This window comes from Reyranella sp., from assembly GCF_017305915.1.
Taxonomy (GTDB): Bacteria; Pseudomonadota; Alphaproteobacteria; order Reyranellales; family Reyranellaceae; genus Reyranella.
Genome location: NZ_JAFKJN010000014.1, coordinates 15,571 through 30,931 on the forward strand (window position 1 = coordinate 15,571; position 15,361 = coordinate 30,931).

Below are 15,361 nucleotides of genomic sequence, written 5' to 3' on the forward strand. Positions count from 1 at the left end.
CTACCGCGCGCTGCCCAGCAGGGCCACCGCCTGCGCCGCGAGCTGATCGACCGCGCGCTGGGCGGCGAGATGCGCCTCGGCCCGCGCCAGCCAGTCGGCCGTCGCGCGCGAGGTCTGCGGCGGCAGCGACTTCACCAGCTCGACGGCCTTGGCGATGTCGCCCGCGTTGATTGCCGCCTCGGCGCGCGCGAGCTTGGCCTCGACCGAATCGCCCGGCACATCGCCGGTGCGGCGCAGCGACACCACGCTCTTCAGCTTGCCGAGCAGGCGTTGCCAGAAGGAATCGTCGGCGAGGTCGTCGGCCATCGCCCGCTTGGCCATTGCCGGGAACGCAGCCGCGAGTGCCGCGCGCGAGGTCACGCCCTTGGCATGCGGCTGCAGGACCCCGATCAGCTCGGTAAGCTTGGTATCGCCCCTGGCGTCACCCTGCGCCAGCGGCTGCAGCAGCGCGAGGTCCTGGGTGAAGGGCTGGCCGGCGGTGAGCGCCGCGCTGATCCGGGCAGCGATGCCGATCACCGCCGAGCCGCGGGCGGCGGCGATCGCCTTCTGCTCGCCGCTGACGCTGGCCTGCGCCGCTTCGGCCGCCTTGTCGACGGAGGCTTTCTGGCCCGCGACCGCCTGGTCGAGCGACTGCAATGCCGCGCGCAGCGCGACGATCTCCGATTTGAGCGACGAGGTGTCGGCCTCGGGGATCGGCCTGTTCTCCAGCGCCTCGAGCTTGCGGCGGAGTTCGGTGATGGCAGGGTCGGGAACTGCGGGTGCCAGCGCAGGTGCAGGTTGAGAGGTGGTCTGGCCGGCCTGCGCTGCTGCCGCGGCGGCGGCGCGCACGCGCCTGTCGAGATCGTCGAGCCGGGCGCCGAGCTCGCGCTTGGCGGCATCCAGTGCGGCGGTGTCCATCACAGGAGCCGGCAGCGATGCCGGCGGCGGCGCGATCGGGCCGCGCCACAGGGTGCGGGCCTCCTGCGGCCAGTAGGGCAGCGACAGCACGGCGGCGGCCAGCACGATCGCGGCCGCGACCAGGCCGATCACGAAGGCACCGACCACCCCCAGGCCGCGCGCCGGCGCCGGCGTGGGAACGACGGTGGCGTCGACGGTCTTGGGCTCCGTAGGGGCGTGGGGGGGCGCAGAGGCGTCGGTCATGGGCTCCAGGGGCTCGGGGCTTTGTACGCCGGGTGGGGGCAGGCGGTCGATCTCATCCAGCACCGACTGGCGGGTGGGACGCTCTGCCGCGACGGCGCGCGCGAAGGGCAGATCGGCGAGCGGCTGGGCGGCGGCCGGGCTGATGGCGATCGCAGTGACCGGCCGGCAGGTCTCGGTGAGTTTGGCCTCGATCACCAGCCGGGCGAAGAGCCGCGCCGCCCGGGGCGAGAAGAAGGTGGCGACGTCGACCGCCCGCGCCTCGAGCGCGGCGCGCGCCGACTCGGGCAGGGCCTCAGCCTCGTGCGCCTCGTAGAGCACGACCCGTTGTACCTCGAAGCCTTCGGGTGCCGGGGTGTCGGCGACGTCGGCGCCCGAGACATGCAGCAGCGGCCCCGCCTCAGGCTCGAGCCGCTGGCGGACGAGGTCGGCCAGGGCTGCCGCGTCACCCGACGCCGAGGTCACGTGGGTGAAGCCCAGGCCTTCGGCGGTCGCGGCGGTGGTGTCGCCGACGGCGAGGATGGGCTTGCTGCGCGTCGCGGTCGCCTCGGCCAGCGCCCGCGCGCCGTTGGCGCTGGTGACCAGGATCGCCTGGGCGGCGGCCAGGGTGGCGGCGAAACCCTCGGGCGGATGCAGCATCTGCAGCCGGAACAAGGGTGCGATCACCGGCTCGTGCCGGCGGCCGCGCAAGGCCTGGGCGAGGTTGGCCGCCTCGCGTTCCGGCCGGGTGATCAGCACACGCATGATTTCGGATACTAAAGGAGAACAACGCCCTCGAGCGCCAGCAGCTTGCGCTTGGTCGGCAGGCCCTGGCCGCCGGAGAAGCCGCCTTCCTTGCCGCCGCTGCCCAGCACGCGATGGCAGGGCACGATGATCGGGATCGGATTGCGCCCGCAGGCCATGCCGACGGCGCGCGGGCCCGAGCCCAGCGCCATCGCCATGCCGCCATAGGTCGCGGTCTCGCCGTAGGGGATCTCGCTCATCATCTTCCAGACGCTCTTCTGGAAATCGGTGCCGCGGGCGGCGAGCGGCAGGTCGAAGGCCTTGAGCTTGCGCGCGAAATAGCGCTCGAGCTGGTGCCGCGCCTCCTTGAGCACCGGCGACAGATTGCTGTTGTCCCGGGCGCGCTCGCCGGCGCCGGCCCAGCGCACGCCGGTCAGCGCCTCGCCGTCCGCCTCCAGCGCCAGCCGGCCGACCGGGCTCGCGACATAACAACAATTCGTCATGGTGAGAGCGTAGCGTTCGTAAGCTTCCTTTGCCAACATGAGGCGATGGAGACGTGGGGGAGAATGAAGAGGCGCAGCCTGCTCGTCGGCGCTGCCGCGCTATGGCCGACCGTGACCCTCGGCCAGCAGCCGCAGGCGCCGCGTCGCCAGGCGCCGGCCAACGAGCCGATGCCGCCGGTCGTGTTCGTGCACGGCAACGGCGATTCCGGCGCGCTCTGGATCAACAACCTGTGGCGCTTCGAGGCCAACGGCTACAAGCGCAGCCACCTGTTCGCGATCGACTTCAGCTTTCCGAGCGCGCTCAGCGACGATTCCAAGGTCCAGCCCTTCCGCTCCTCGACCGCCGACGCGCTGAAGGAGCTCTCGGCCTTCGTCGCCCAGGTGAAGAAGGACACGCGCCGCCGCAAGGTCGCGCTGATCGCGAGCTCCCGCGGCGGCAACGCGGTGCGCAACTACCTCAAGAACGGCGGCGGTGCCGATTCGGTGAGCCACGCCGTGCTGTGCGGCACGCCCAACCGGGGCGTGGTGAATTCTGAGACCTTCCTGGTCGGCAGCGAGTTCAACGGCGCGGCGCCCTTCCTCAAGGGACTGAACGGCGGGCCCGACGATCTCATATCGGGCGTCGAGCTGATGGCCATCCGCTCCGACAAGAACGACAAGTTCTCGCAGCCCGACGGCCGCTATCTCGGCCAGCCCGGCAAGCCGACCGGCGTCGGCTTCGATTCCTCGGAGCTGCGCGGCGCGCGCAACGTGATCCTCGACGGCGTCGATCACCGCGAGACGGCGTTCCACAAGCTTGCCTTCGCCGCGCAATACCAGTTCATCGCCGGCAAGCCCGCCGGCACGCTGTTCATCACCCACGAGCCCAAGCCGACGCTGAACGGCCGCGTCACCGGCGTGGCCGACGGCCTCTACACCAACCTGCCGGTCGCCGACGCCGACGTCGAGATCTACGAGGTCGATGCCAAGACCGGCGAGCGCAAGACCAACCAGCCGGTCCATCGCAAGACCACCGGCGCCGACGGCCAGTGGGGCCCGTTCATCGGCAGCTCCGATGCGTATTACGAGTTCGTGCTGCAGATGGCCGGGCAGCCGATCACCCACACCTATCGCTCGCCCTTCCTGCGCTCGAGCGACGTGGTGCACCTGCGGCCCGAGCCGTTCGCGAAAGCCGACGAGGGCGCCGCCGCCGTGGTGGTGATGAGCCGGCCGCGCGGCTATTTCGGCGTCGGTCGCGACAAGTTCTCGCTCGACGGCAAGGTGCCGCCCGGCATCACCGACGGCGTGCCCGCCATCTCGAGCGCGCGCCTGCCGTTCGAATCAGGTCCACGCACGGTGCTGGCGGTGTTCAACAACGAGACCGTCGTCGCCCGCACCTGGCCGACCAAGCAGAACCACATCGTGGTGGCCGAGTTCCTGAACTGACGGCGGCGGAGCTGTCATCCTGAGCGTAGCGAAGGATCCTTCGGCTGCGCCTCAGGATGACAGGGCCTGCGGCCTCGTCACTTCTCGTACGTGTACTTGAAGTCGCAGTGGCTGGCGCCCTGCATGATGGTCTGGCTGCGCGCGAGCTTGAGCTTGGGATCGTAGCCTTCGCAGAAGGCGCCATCGCGGTTGCACGACAGCAGGTGCCCGATCTCGCCCAGCCCCATCGCCTTGTAGGTCTCGGCATAGCGGCAGCGCGTGACGTTGAAGCGGAAGCTCGATTCGCTCTGCTCCTTGACCTCGATCTCCAGCGCGCCGCCCTTGGTCCAGAGCGGCATCACGTCCTGGAAGGCCTTGAGCGAGGTCCCGCCCGGCGCCGTCGCGGCGAACGCCCTGGCCTGCTCGATCGCCGAGCGCCGCACCGATTCGGCGATCGTCTTGCGGGCGACCTCCTCGCCGTGGCTCGCCTTCAGGGTCTCGTAGACCTCCTTCAGGATCTCGGCCTCGATCTTGCGCTTTTCCAGCATCGACAGGCCTTCGGGATGGGCGGACTGGCTCATGGCGGACGCTCCCGGTGATGATTCGGCAGCCTACACCTTGACATCCCGCCTGTCGGATGAAATATCGCCGCCGATGATGACGTTCGCTCCCTTCCGGTCGCGACGCCGCCGCTCCCACGAGCGGCGTATGGATGTGCGCGCGTAACAAGCGCGCCGTACCGCGAAGCCGCTGGAGAGGATCGAGCGGCTTCCATCACCATCTTCCTCTTCTCCAGCCGGCTCTTTGAGGCCCTGACCTTGCGAGAGAGAAGACCATGACCAGCAACAAGACCAGAATCTTCATCGACGGCCAGCACGGCACCACCGGGCTGCAGATCCAGGACCGGCTGAAGGACCGCCCGGACATCGAGCTGCTCGAGCTGCCGATGGCCGACCGCAAGGACCTCGCCAAGCGCGCCGAGATCGCCGGCGATTCCGATATCTCCGTGCTCTGCCTGCCCGACGCGGCGGCCAAGGAGCTGGTCGGTGCCCTGGGCGATTCCGACACCGTGGTGATCGACGCCAGCACCGCGCACCGGGTGGCCGACGGCTGGGCCTACGGCTTCCCCGAGCTCGACAAGCAGCAGCGCCAGAAGCTGCACGACAGCACGCGCATCTCCAACCCCGGCTGCTATCCGACCGGGGCGATCGGCATCCTGCGGCCGCTGATCGACGCCGGCATCGTGCGCGCCGATTCGACGCCGGCGGTGTTCGGCGTCTCGGGCTACACCGGCGGCGGCAAGGAGCTGATCGCGGTGCACGAGAGCCCGGGCGTCGAGCCGTTCGGCCTCTACGGCATGGAGCTCACCCACAAGCACGTGCCGGAGATGAAGAAGTACTCGGGCCTCAAGCACGCGCCCTTCTTCATGCCGTCGGTCGGCCACTACGCCCAGGGCATGCTGGTCATCGTGCCGATCACCCGCGACATCGCCGCGAAGAAGGTCGAGGCCAAGGACGTGCAGCAGGTGCTGGAAGCGCACTATGCCGGCGAGAAGTTCGTCACGGTGCGGCCGTTCGCCGACCGCAGCTGGCTGGAGCGCGACCGCTTCCTGCGGGCCGACCGGCTGGTCGACACCAACTCGATGGAGATCGCGGTCTACGCCAACCCGGCCGAGGAGCAGATCCTGGTCGTCGCCTCGCTCGACAATCTCGGCAAGGGCGCGTCGGGCGCGGCGGTGCAGACCATCAACCTCAAGACCGGCGTCGACGAGGCGACGGGTCTTGCCGTGGCCGAAGCGACGGGCCTTACCGTCGCCTGATCGGTGAACGAGCTGCTGTTGCGGCGTGCGGCGGCGGCTGATGCCGCTGCCGTGCGGACGCTGACGCGGGATGCCTACGCCAAGTGGGTGCCGCTGATCGGCCGCGAGCCCAGGCCGATGCAGGCGGACTATGACCACGCGGTCGTCGCCCATCGCGTCGACCTCGCGCTGCTGAACGGCGAGATCGCGGGACTGATCGAGACGATCGACCAGCCCGATCATCTGCTGATCGAGAACGTCGCCGTGGCGCCGGCCTTCCAGGGCCGCGGTCTCGGCCGCCGGCTGATGGCGCACGCCGAGCAGCTCGCGCGCGCGCTCGGCCGCGCCGAGATCAGGCTCTACACCAACGCGCGCTTCACCGAGAACATCGCGCTCTACCGCCGGTTGGGCTATCGCATCGATCGCAAGGAAGAAGGTCCGCTTGGCGTCACCGTCTACATGAGCAAGCCGGCTGGACGTCACATCTCGACATCGTAGCCGGCCTCGCGCGCGTGCCGGATGGCAAGGATCACCACGATCCCGCCGTCCAGCCGGTAGCGCGCGACGTAGCCCGAATTTCCGGAGGGGATCAGCAGTTCGCGACAATCGGACTGTTCGGAATCGACGCGGCCCAACCGGGGATGCCGCGATAAGACCTTGATCTTATCGCGGATCGTCCTGACGGCGCGCGAGGCGGCATCGGGATTCTTGTCGGCGAGAAAGCGGTACAGGCGCTCGAGGTTGGCGAGGCCGTTCCGCGAATAGACTATTTGTGCCATTTGGGCCGGCGCTTGGGCCTACGGGTGCCCAGCGATTCGACCCATGCATCGACCTCGTCCTGCGTGACGTGCAGGCCGGTGTCCTTGTAGTCCTGCCAGGCGCGCGCCGCCTCGTCGCGGAACGACTGGCGCGCCTCCTCCCGGCCGAGATATTCGCTGACCGCTTCACGCATCAGATAGTGCGACGTCCGCTTCCGCGCCGCCGCAAGCGCGGCCAATCGTTCACGCTCGCCAGGGGCGAGCTTGAGCGATACGGGCGCTGTTTTCGATGGGCGGGTAGTCATGATCTCTACTAGGTATTACCTGCTTGCCGGCCAGTCAAACCAGAACCGGTGATCCCACCCCGGCTGTCATGAATCTGTAACGGCCAGCAGGCATCGGACTGCCATGGCCTTCGACGTCTCTACCTTCGGCGACTCGGCGCTTCGGCTGACGGTCGCCCTGCTGCTCGGCTCGATGATCGGGTTCGAGCGGCAGTGGAATCAGAAAATGGCCGGCCTGCGCACCAACGCCCTGGTGGCGCTGGGTGCCGCGGGCTTCGTCATCTTCTCCGGTCTGATCGGGCAGGGCGATCCGACGCGCGTCGCGGCACAGGTGGTGAGCGGCATCGGCTTCCTCGGTGCCGGCATCATCCTGCGCGACGGCGTCAACGTGCACGGGCTGAACACGGCGGCGACGCTGTGGTGCTCGGCCATGGTCGGCACGATCGCCGGTTCGGGCCACTGGGCGCCGGCCCTGCTGGCGGGGGCGTTCGTGGTCGGCACCAACCTCCTGCTGCGGCCGCTGGTGCGGCGGGTCAATCGGCTGTCGCTCAGCAAGCCCAACGCCGAGACGCACTACACCGTCGAGATCGTCGTGCGCGCCACCGAGGAGGCGCAGATCCGCTCGATGCTGCTGCACCAGTTGGCGGAAGCCGGCCTCGGCCTGCGCCGGATCGACAGCAGCGACCTCGACGACAGCCCGAATGTGCGGGTGACCGCCCAGACGATGGCCGCCAGGCGCAGCGACGCGACGCTGGAGCAGATCGTCGGCCGCCTCAGCCTGGTGCCGCAGGTGACCGGCGCGACCTGGCAGGTCGATCGCACGATTCCCGATGAGTAATGCCATGCCTCCGCCGCACTCGCGCAACAGACGAAACCCTTGATTTTCTTCAACTAATCGTGCTTGACGGCAGCGTCATTCTCCTAGGAATGCAAATAATTTACCCGTAGTCACACGGCTCCCTTCGTCACCCTGTGAAGAGGTGATTCGTGGACCTGCTGGAACGGGAAAAGGATACGGCCGTGCTGGCCGCCGCGCTCGCCGTCGCCGTCGCCGGGCGTGGGCGCATCGTCCTGGTGAGCGGCGAGGCCGGCATCGGCAAGAGCACCTTCGTCGAGCATTTCGTCGAGGCGCACGGCAAGGGGCTGTGCGTGCTGACAGGCCACTGCGATCCCCTGTTCACGCCGACGCCGCTGGGGCCGCTCTACGACATCGCCCGCCAGACCCGCGCCGATCTGCTGATGGCGCTCGAAGCCGGCGCCCCGCGCGCCGGGCTGTTCTCCGCCGTGCTCGACATGATGCGCGGCGACAAGACGCCCAACCTCATGCTGGTCGAGGACATCCACTGGGCCGACGAGGCGACGCTCGACCTGGTGAAGTTCCTTGGCCGCCGGATCGCCGGCACGCGCACGCTGCTGGTGCTGACCTATCGCGAGGACGAGGTCGCCGACACGCCGTTGCGCCAGGTGCTGGGCGATCTCGCCGTGTCGAAGGCGACGGTGCGCCTCGAGCTGCCGCGGCTGTCGCTCGACGCGGTGCGCCGGCTGGTCGGAAATCGCGCTCTGGATGCGGGCTCGCTGCATCGCCAGACCGCGGGCAATCCCTTCTTCGTCACCGAGGTGCTGTCGTCCGGCGTCGGCCTGCCGCCGACGGTGCGCGACGCGGTGCTGGCGCGCGCCGGCCGGCTCTGCCCGCGGGCGCGCAAGGCGCTCGACGCCGCGGCGGTGATCGGCAGCCGCATCGAGCATCGCCTGCTCGAGCAGGTGCTGGACGGCGCGCTCGACGGCCTCGCCGAGTGCCTGCGCGTCGGCATGCTCGAGCGGGTGGGTGACGGCGTCGCCTTCCGGCACGAGCTGGCGCGCGAGGCCATCCTGGTCGATCTCGATCCCGGGCGCCGCCGCGAGCTCAACCGGCTGGCCCTCAAGGCGCTCAGCGGCAGCGGCCGCCGCGCCGATCTCGCCCAGCTCGTGCAATACGCCGAAGGCGCCGGCGACGCGGCGGCGGTGCTGGAATACGGCGCGGCCGCGGCGCGCGCGGCGTCCTCCGTCGGCGCCCATCGCGCAGCGGCGGCGCACTATGCCCGCATGCTGCGCCAGGCCATCGATCGCGCGGCGCCTGAGCGGGCGGCGCTGTGCGAGGCCCATGCCGAGGAACTGGCCATCGTCGACCGGCTCGCCGAGGCCGAAGCCGCTCGCCGCGAGGCGATAACGCTGCGACGCGAGGCCGGCGACCGGCTGAAGGAGGGCGAGAATCTCGCCGAGCTCGCCTGGCCCCTGGTGCGCAGCGGCCGCAACGCGGCGGCCGACGAGACCTGCCGGCTGGCGATCGAGGTGCTGAGGGCCGAGCCGCCGTCGCGCCAGCTCGCCAACGCCTATCGCATCCAGGCGCATCTCATGATGCTCGACCGCGACTGCGGCGGCGCCATCGCGCTCGGCCGGCAGGCGATCGCGCTCGCCGAACGCTTCGACGACACCGCCACCGTCGCCGCCGCGGAGAACGTGATCGGCACGGCCCTGCTGGTAAGCGGCGACGAGAGCGGCCTCGGTCATCTCGAGCGCAGCATCGCGCTCGCCCGCGCCCACGGCATGGACGCGCTGGTCGGCATCGGCCACACCAACATCGGCGTGTCCTACGGCGAGATCTATCGCCTGGCCGATGCCGAGCGTCATCTCGGCGAGGGCATCGCCTACACCTGCGAGCGCGACCTCGATTCGGCCAACCATTACATGCGCGCCTGGCTGGCGCTGACGCGGCTCTACCAGGGCCGCTGGACCGAGGCGGCCGAGGTCGCGGCGGATCTGCTGGCGCGGCCGAGCGTGTCGGCGGTCGGCCGCATCGTCGCGCTGGCAGCGCTCGGCCGCGTCCAGGCGCGGCGCGGCGACGTCGATCCCTGGCCGGTGCTCGACGAGGCGCTGGCGCTGGCGGCGCAGACCGACACCCTGCAGCGGCTGGCGCCGGTGCGCGCCGCCCGCGCCGAGGCGGCGTGGCTCGGCGGCGACAGCAAGCGCGCCGTCGCCGAAGCGGCCGCCGCCTGTGGCCTGGCGATCCGGCGCAAGCATCCGTGGTTCGCGGGCGAGCTGATCTACTGGGGCCGGATCGCGGGCTCTCCGATGGCGGCACCGTCGTGGCTGGCGCCGCCGTTCCTGCTGCAGAGCCGCGGCCATTGGCGGCGCGCGGCGGCCGAATGGCAGCGGCTCGGCTGTCCCTACGAGCAGGCGCGCGCATTGGCCGCCGGCGATCCGCCGGCGCAGATCGAGGCGCTCGACATCTTCACGCGGCTTGGCGCGGCGCCGGCGGCGGCGATGCTGCGCCAGCGCTTGCGCGGCGCCGGCATCCGCCACATCCCGCGAGGACCGCGCGCGGCGACGCGCAGCAACCCGTTCGGCCTGACGGTGCGCGAGCTCGAGATCCTGCGCTGCCTCGCGACCGGCCTGACCAACGGCGGCATCGGCGCCAAGCTGCATGTCTCGCCCAAGACGGTCGACCATCACGTCTCGTCGGTGCTGGCCAAGCTCGGCGCGGCTTCGCGCGGCGAGGCTGCGCGCATTGCCCGCGCCGAACGGCTCGTGGCCTAAGGTAGGGAGCATCGAATGCAAATTGGGGAGGTCCTTCCGATGCGGCGGCACGCGGCGGTCGCCTAGCTTCCGTTCGGTTCGGGCCCTCCAGGGAGTTCCCCTCAATGCATGTCGGATCGTGCTGCTGCGGCGCCATCACTGTCGAGCTGTCGGGCCAGCCGGAGGCGATGGTCTACTGCCACTGCCGCGCGTGCCGGGCATGGTCGGGCGGACCGCTCAATGCCTTCAGCCTGTGGAAGCCCAACGCGGTGCGCGTCAAGTCGGGCCAGCGCAAGCTCGCGGTGTTCCAGCAGACGGCGCTCAGCGACCGTACCTTCTGCTCGCAGTGCGGCGGCCATCTGCTGACGCTGCATCCGCCGATCAGCCTGGTCGACGTCTTTGCCGCCACGCTGCCGAGCCTCGCCTTCAAGCCCAGCGCGCACGTCAACTACGCCGAGGCCGTGCTGCCGATGAAGGACGGGCTGCCCAAGCTCAGGGACTTCCCCAAGGAGTTCGGCGGCTCGGGCGAGATCGTCAGCGAATAGCGAACCCACCCGCACACCGCGTCGACGTGACGGGCGTTTCGACGCCGGTGTGCGGGTTCGTCCCTCTCCGTCCGCCCCCTCCCTTCACACCCCAAGGGCGGTCGGAGAGGGACACCTTCCCTCGAAACGGAGACGGGCCATGGATCATGCCGAGATCGTCATCGCCGCCCGGCGCGCCCGCGCCCGGACAATGCATCGCTGGATGAAGGTGCTGAGCCGGGCCGTGCGGGTCTGGATCGCGGCCCGCGTGCTCGAGCTGGAGCAGCGCACCGGCAACAGCGCCGCGACCACCGCAAGCTGGCCGTGGTGGCGGACCTGACACGCTACCAGACGTAGCGCACGCCGGCCGTCAGCACGTGGTTGGTGTTGGTGCCGGCAAGATCGCCGTCATAGCGCAGGTAGACACGGGTGCGTTCGGCGACGGCGGTGTTGGCGCCGAGGCCCAATACCACGCCGTCGCGCGGCGCCGTGCTGCCGAAGGTGGTGAAGCCGAGGCTCGGCGCGCCCAGGAAGGAGGCGTTGACCGGCCGGCTCACATCGCCGAACTCGTGGCTCCAGCCCAGCCGCAGCACCACGGCGAGCTTTTCGCGCCAGCCGGTGTCGATGCTGGCGCCGAACTGCGCGCCGAGCACGCTGCGCAGCGAGTTCGTGCTCTGCGCCGCGACCGTGAGATTGAGCGAATCGGCGCCGGTCTCGGTGAAGCCGTCCTGGGTCGAGGTCGTGCCCTGCAGGCGCGCGAACGGCGTGACGAAGCCACCGAAGGACGGCGCCACCACGATCTTGTAGCCGGCCTCGAGCTGGCCGAAGAAGGTGTTGGCAGTGGCGAAGCCCTGCGCCGTCCGGAACGCCAGGCCGGGGATCACGATCGGCCGGCTGAGGCGGTTCTCCGAATGGGCGTAGCCGGCCAGGCCGTCGAGATAGAAGGCGCCCACCATGTATTCGCCGTACACCGCGAACTGCAGCGTGTTGGAGGTGCCGTAGCCCGGCATGCCCTGGGTGTAGATGCTGGCGGCATTGAAGCCGGTGGCGACGCCCGCCCTGAAGCCATTGCCGAACTTGCGATCGATGCCGGCCATGAAGCCGCCCAGGCTGTAGCTGGCGCCGGCCGCGTTGGAGCTTCCGGCGACGGTGCCGAGCGCGCCGATGCCGCCGCCCCACACGCCCCACAGCGGCTCGACATCGCAGGCATTGGCGTTGTCGCAGTCGCCGGCCTTGAGTGCCATGTAGCTGCTGCTGCCGGACAGGCCGGCCGAGCCGCCCGCGCTCTGGCCGCCGCCGGCCTGGACCTGGAAGTTGTCCATGAAGACCTGCGACCCCTGCATCATCAGGGATCCGAAGGCCGCGTAGTTCTGGCCGCTCAGGGCATCGAGCACGCGCGGGCCCTGGACGGTGTCGAGGCCGTAGATCGCGTTCAGCACGGTGGCGAAGTCCCCGGTCGCGGTCGGGCTCGCCCGGTCGAGCACGGCGCCAACCGCCGCCTGGTTGGCGGTGCGGGCGCCGGACTGGAAGGAGTTGGCTGAGCTCAGCAGGCTGAGCGTCACCGCGTTGCTGCCGTAGCTCAGGCTCGGCGCCAGGAAGGCGAGATTGCTGGCGACACCGGCGTAGGCCCCGGAGACCCCGCCGGTGGCGGTCAGGATGGTGTAGGCGGTGTTCCGCTGATACCTGCCGTTCGCCGCCTGCACGCTGACCGTGCCGCCGTTCAGGGTGGCGCCGCCGGTGACGGCGATCTTGTCGCTCTGGCCCGCGCTGTCGACCTTCACGGTGTAGGTGGAGCCCGCGTTCTGCGTGTAGGTGCCGCCGACGTTGAGCGTGCCGAACGAGCTGCTGCCGGGCGCGACGGCGCCGGAGACCGCGAGGTTGCCGCCGACCGTACCGGTGCCGGTGAGGCTGGCTCCCGCCGCGACGCTGGCATTGCCGGTGACGCTGCCGGTCAGCGCCAGCGTGCCGGCACCCACCGTGGTGCCGCCACCGTAGCTGTTGGTGCCGCTCAAGGTCAGCGTGCCGGCGCCGGCCTTGGTCAGGGCGCCGGCGCCGGTGATCCCGGACGACAGCGTCATGTCGTTGCCGTTGGTATCGACCGTCGCACTCCCGGCGAGCGAGATGGCATTGCTCAGCGACACGCCGCCCGCCGCCCTGAGTGTCGTGCCGGCTGCCATGGTGAGCGTGCCGCCGCCCAGCGCGGTGTTGGAGGCGACGGCGATCGCGCCGCCGTTGAGATCGGTGCCGCCCAAGTAGGTGCTGTTGCCCGATAGGGTGAGGATGCCGGTGCCGGCCTTGGTCAGGTCGCCGTTGCCGGTGATCGTGCCCGAGTAGGTGGAGTTGCCGCTGCCGTTGACGGTCAGGCCGAAGCTGCCGAGATCGATCGAGCCCGAGCCGCTGAGCGCAGTCACGGTCTGGCCGAAGCCATTGAGGCCGAGGCTGCCGTTGTTGGTGAGCACGCTCTGGCTCGACAGGGCGTCGGTGGCGGCGAGGGTCACCGAGCTGCCGGCGTTGATGGTGGTGCCGCCGGTATAGGTGCTGGCGCCGCCGCCGACGATGACCGAGCCGTTGGTGATCAGGCCGCCCGAGCCGGTGATGGTGCCGCCGAAGTTGACGCCGGACAGCGTCACCGTGTTGCCGGTGCCCGCCGTCGAGATCGTCACGCCGTTGCCCAGCACGGCGGTGCCGCTGGCGGCGAAGGTGCCGCTGCCGGTGAGGCCGACCGTGCCCGTGCCGGTGATGGTGCCGCCCGACTGGGTCGCGATCCCGGTGATGGTCAGCGTGTGACCATTCAGGGTCAGGGTGTTGTTGCCGGTGGCGTTCATCAACAGACCGGCGACGGTCGGGTCGACGTCGAGCGTCGGCTGGTTGGCGGCGCCCGCGACGTTGAAGCCGACCGTGTCCGTCGGGACGGGCGTGCTGCCCGTCCAATTGCCGCCGTTCGACCAGGTGCCGTCGGTCCCGCCGAACCAGCTGTTGTTGGGGGTCTGCGCCGCCGCGCCCGAGGCCCAGGCGACGAAGAAAGGAAACGAAAGAGTGAAGGCGACAGCCCGTGCGTGCCGGCTTCTCGACGGCTCGGTCCCCAAGTGAAGTCTCCGTAGCTGTGTGGCCGGCGGCCGCACACACTTCGGCCGCGCGCCGATAGTAACGGCGCAACCGGCCGGAAGTTGCCTTACGCTTGCGCGCCGAGGTCAGGCCGGCGCGAAGATTCCCTCGCCCGCGGCCCGTTGCGGTGCGGTCGTGTCAGCCGCCGTATGCTTGGGCGTCGCGAAGGCCGGGTCGTTCTGCAGGGTCGGCAGGCAGCGCTCGGCAAACAGGCGCATGTTGGTCTCGGCCTCGTGGTGCGGCAGGTTGCCGAACGAGAACTCGGCGACCAGGTGCTCGAGCCCGGTGACCTGCTGCAGGCGGCCAAGCTGCTGCAGGCAGTCGTCGGGCGTGCCGACGATCTGGATCGAGACGTAGAAGTCGGTCGCCTTCTTGAGGTTGGCCGGGTCCTTGAGCTTGGCGTAGGTCTTGGCCGTCTTGCCGTAGGCCTCGTAGCCTTTGACGTTCGCTAGGTGGCCGTCGGAGAAGTGATAGTGGTCGTCGATCGACTGCCACTTGCGGCCGAGATACCGGTGCGCGCGCTCCTGCGCCTCCTGCCGGCTCTCGGCGCAGGAGATGTTGGTCAGGATGATCGGCGGCTTGGGATCGAAGCCCGCGGCCGTGCTCATCGCCTGGAACTTCTCGATGTCCTCGCGGCACTTGCTCCATTCGTTCTGCATGATGAAGAGCATGCCGAAGCCGAGCTTGGCGATGATCTCCGCCGATTCCGGGCTCACCGAGCTGGCATAGAACCGCCGCTCGGGATGGGAGATCGGCCGCGGCCGGATCGACATCTTCGGGATCTGGAAGAACTCGCCGTGGTGCTCGAACACTTCCTGCGAGAGCGCCTTGACCACGACCTGCGCCGCCTCGGCGAAGCGCGGCCGCGCCTCGCCCATGGGGATGCGGAAGCCCTCGTACTCGGTCGAGGCGGCGCCGCGGCCGAAGCCGAACAGGCAGCGCCCGCCGCACATGATGTCGAGCAGCGCGATCTGCTCGGCGACGCGCACCGGGTCGTGCCATGGCAGCACGATCACCGCGGTGCCGAGCTGCACGCATTTGGTGCGGCCGGCGAAGTAGGCCAGCGTCTGGGTCGGCGCCGGCGACATGGCGTAGCCGGTGAAGTGGTGCTCCAGCGCCCACAGCGAGTTGAAGCCCAGCGGCTCGACCAGGTCGCCTTCGGCCAGATGCTCGTGCACCACCGCGGCGTCGTGCTTGCCGTGCTCGTAGAGCATGTTCAGGGCGACCCCGACCTTCATGCGTTCCTCCTGTTTGCTTTGACAGGATTGTCAGATTGTCGGTGCAACCGGGCAAGAGCATGCTTTCGCGCCTCGACGTCATGAGGAGGGCGCGCATGCGGAAGCTGAAGGTCGTCGCCCAGGTCCTGGTCGCCGCCTGCTGCCTGGCCGCCTGCAAGGACATGCCGGGGGCCGACGGGCGCTACGCGCACATGTATCCCGGTCGCAGCGGCGAAGGCGGCACCGGACTGCCCGCCACGCCGTACGATCCGAACTGGCGGGAGGCGGTCCGTTAAGACCCCTCGCGACGGTATTCGTCCCGCTACAGCACCCCGACGCCCTCTGCTCGCCGTGCC

At 69.9% G+C, this 15,361-nt stretch carries 15 protein-coding genes; 8 read left to right on the forward strand and 7 right to left on the reverse strand.

Annotation, left to right across the window (positions count from 1 at the left end; translation table 11 throughout):
- Entirely contained in the window at window positions 1-1,881 is a 1,881-nt protein-coding gene (locus J0J01_RS12500) for a uroporphyrinogen-III synthase (RefSeq protein WP_296381000.1), read from the reverse strand.
- Window positions 1,882-1,892: 11 nt separating this feature from the next.
- Entirely contained in the window at window positions 1,893-2,363 is a 471-nt protein-coding gene (locus J0J01_RS12505; protein WP_296381002.1) for a methylated-DNA--[protein]-cysteine S-methyltransferase, read from the reverse strand.
- A 63-nt stretch (window positions 2,364-2,426) separates the two neighbouring features.
- Here J0J01_RS12505 and J0J01_RS12510 point away from each other — a divergent pair, with 63 nt between their 5' ends.
- A complete protein-coding gene (locus J0J01_RS12510) occupies window positions 2,427-3,788 on the forward strand; it encodes an alpha/beta fold hydrolase (RefSeq protein ID WP_296381004.1) in 1,362 nt (453 codons plus the stop codon).
- Between the two features lie 77 nt (window positions 3,789-3,865).
- Here the strand turns inward: J0J01_RS12510 and J0J01_RS12515 are convergent, their stop codons facing one another.
- Complete coding sequence (locus J0J01_RS12515) at window positions 3,866-4,348, reverse strand: L-2-amino-thiazoline-4-carboxylic acid hydrolase (RefSeq protein WP_296381005.1); 483 nt, start codon at window positions 4,346-4,348, stop codon at window positions 3,866-3,868.
- A gap of 254 nt (window positions 4,349-4,602) precedes the next feature.
- On the opposite strand from J0J01_RS12515, the gene argC reads away from it, so the two are divergent.
- Together argC and J0J01_RS12525 are read left to right on the forward strand one after the other, a co-directional pair.
- A complete protein-coding gene (gene argC / locus J0J01_RS12520) occupies window positions 4,603-5,586 on the forward strand; it encodes an N-acetyl-gamma-glutamyl-phosphate reductase (protein WP_296381007.1) in 984 nt (327 codons plus the stop codon).
- Window positions 5,587-5,589: 3 nt separating this feature from the next.
- Window positions 5,590-6,063 (forward strand): GNAT family N-acetyltransferase, encoded by a 474-nt coding sequence (locus tag J0J01_RS12525; RefSeq protein ID WP_296381009.1) that lies wholly within the window; start codon window positions 5,590-5,592, stop codon window positions 6,061-6,063.
- Here the strand turns inward: J0J01_RS12525 and J0J01_RS12530 are convergent.
- Together J0J01_RS12530 and J0J01_RS12535 are read right to left on the reverse strand one after the other, a co-directional pair.
- The gene (locus tag J0J01_RS12530; protein ID WP_296381010.1) at window positions 6,045-6,344 is read right to left on the reverse strand and encodes a type II toxin-antitoxin system RelE/ParE family toxin; all 300 of its coding nucleotides are present in this window, start codon (window positions 6,342-6,344) and stop codon (window positions 6,045-6,047) included. The genes J0J01_RS12525 and J0J01_RS12530 overlap by 19 nt on opposite strands.
- Window positions 6,332-6,628 carry a ribbon-helix-helix protein, CopG family gene (locus J0J01_RS12535; protein WP_296381012.1) on the reverse strand — a complete coding sequence of 99 codons (297 nt, stop codon included), beginning with the start codon at window positions 6,626-6,628 and terminating at the stop codon, window positions 6,332-6,334. The genes J0J01_RS12530 and J0J01_RS12535 overlap by 13 nt, the downstream gene beginning before the upstream one ends.
- 103 nt (window positions 6,629-6,731) lie before the next feature.
- On the opposite strand from J0J01_RS12535, the gene J0J01_RS12540 reads away from it, so the two are divergent.
- The 4 genes from J0J01_RS12540 to J0J01_RS12555 all read left to right on the forward strand — a co-directional run bounded on the left by J0J01_RS12540 (window position 6,732) and on the right by J0J01_RS12555 (window position 11,023).
- Window positions 6,732-7,445, forward strand: coding sequence for an MgtC/SapB family protein (locus J0J01_RS12540; RefSeq protein ID WP_296381014.1), 714 nt, complete (start codon window positions 6,732-6,734; stop codon window positions 7,443-7,445).
- Between the two features lie 149 nt (window positions 7,446-7,594).
- Window positions 7,595-10,180 (forward strand): AAA family ATPase, encoded by a 2,586-nt coding sequence (locus tag J0J01_RS12545; RefSeq protein ID WP_296381016.1) that lies wholly within the window; start codon window positions 7,595-7,597, stop codon window positions 10,178-10,180.
- Between the two features lie 104 nt (window positions 10,181-10,284).
- Entirely contained in the window at window positions 10,285-10,704 is a 420-nt protein-coding gene (locus J0J01_RS12550; RefSeq protein ID WP_296381017.1) for a GFA family protein, read from the forward strand.
- A gap of 139 nt (window positions 10,705-10,843) precedes the next feature.
- Window positions 10,844-11,023: a hypothetical protein gene (locus J0J01_RS12555; RefSeq protein ID WP_296381019.1), complete on the forward strand. Its 180-nt coding sequence runs from the start codon at window positions 10,844-10,846 to the stop codon at window positions 11,021-11,023.
- Window positions 11,024-11,027: 4 nt separating this feature from the next.
- On the opposite strand, the gene J0J01_RS12560 is transcribed toward J0J01_RS12555, so the two are convergent.
- On the reverse strand, window positions 11,028-13,769 hold the full coding sequence (locus tag J0J01_RS12560; RefSeq protein WP_296381021.1) for an autotransporter outer membrane beta-barrel domain-containing protein: 2,742 nt from the start codon (window positions 13,767-13,769) through the stop codon (window positions 11,028-11,030).
- Window positions 13,770-13,874: 105 nt separating this feature from the next.
- Window positions 13,875-15,026 (reverse strand): LLM class flavin-dependent oxidoreductase, encoded by a 1,152-nt coding sequence (locus J0J01_RS12565; protein ID WP_296381023.1) that lies wholly within the window; start codon window positions 15,024-15,026, stop codon window positions 13,875-13,877.
- 95 nt (window positions 15,027-15,121) lie between these two features.
- On the opposite strand from J0J01_RS12565, the gene J0J01_RS12570 reads away from it, so the two are divergent.
- Window positions 15,122-15,301, forward strand: coding sequence for a hypothetical protein (locus J0J01_RS12570; protein ID WP_296381025.1), 180 nt, complete (start codon window positions 15,122-15,124; stop codon window positions 15,299-15,301).
- The last annotated feature ends 60 nt before the right edge of the window (window positions 15,302-15,361 follow it).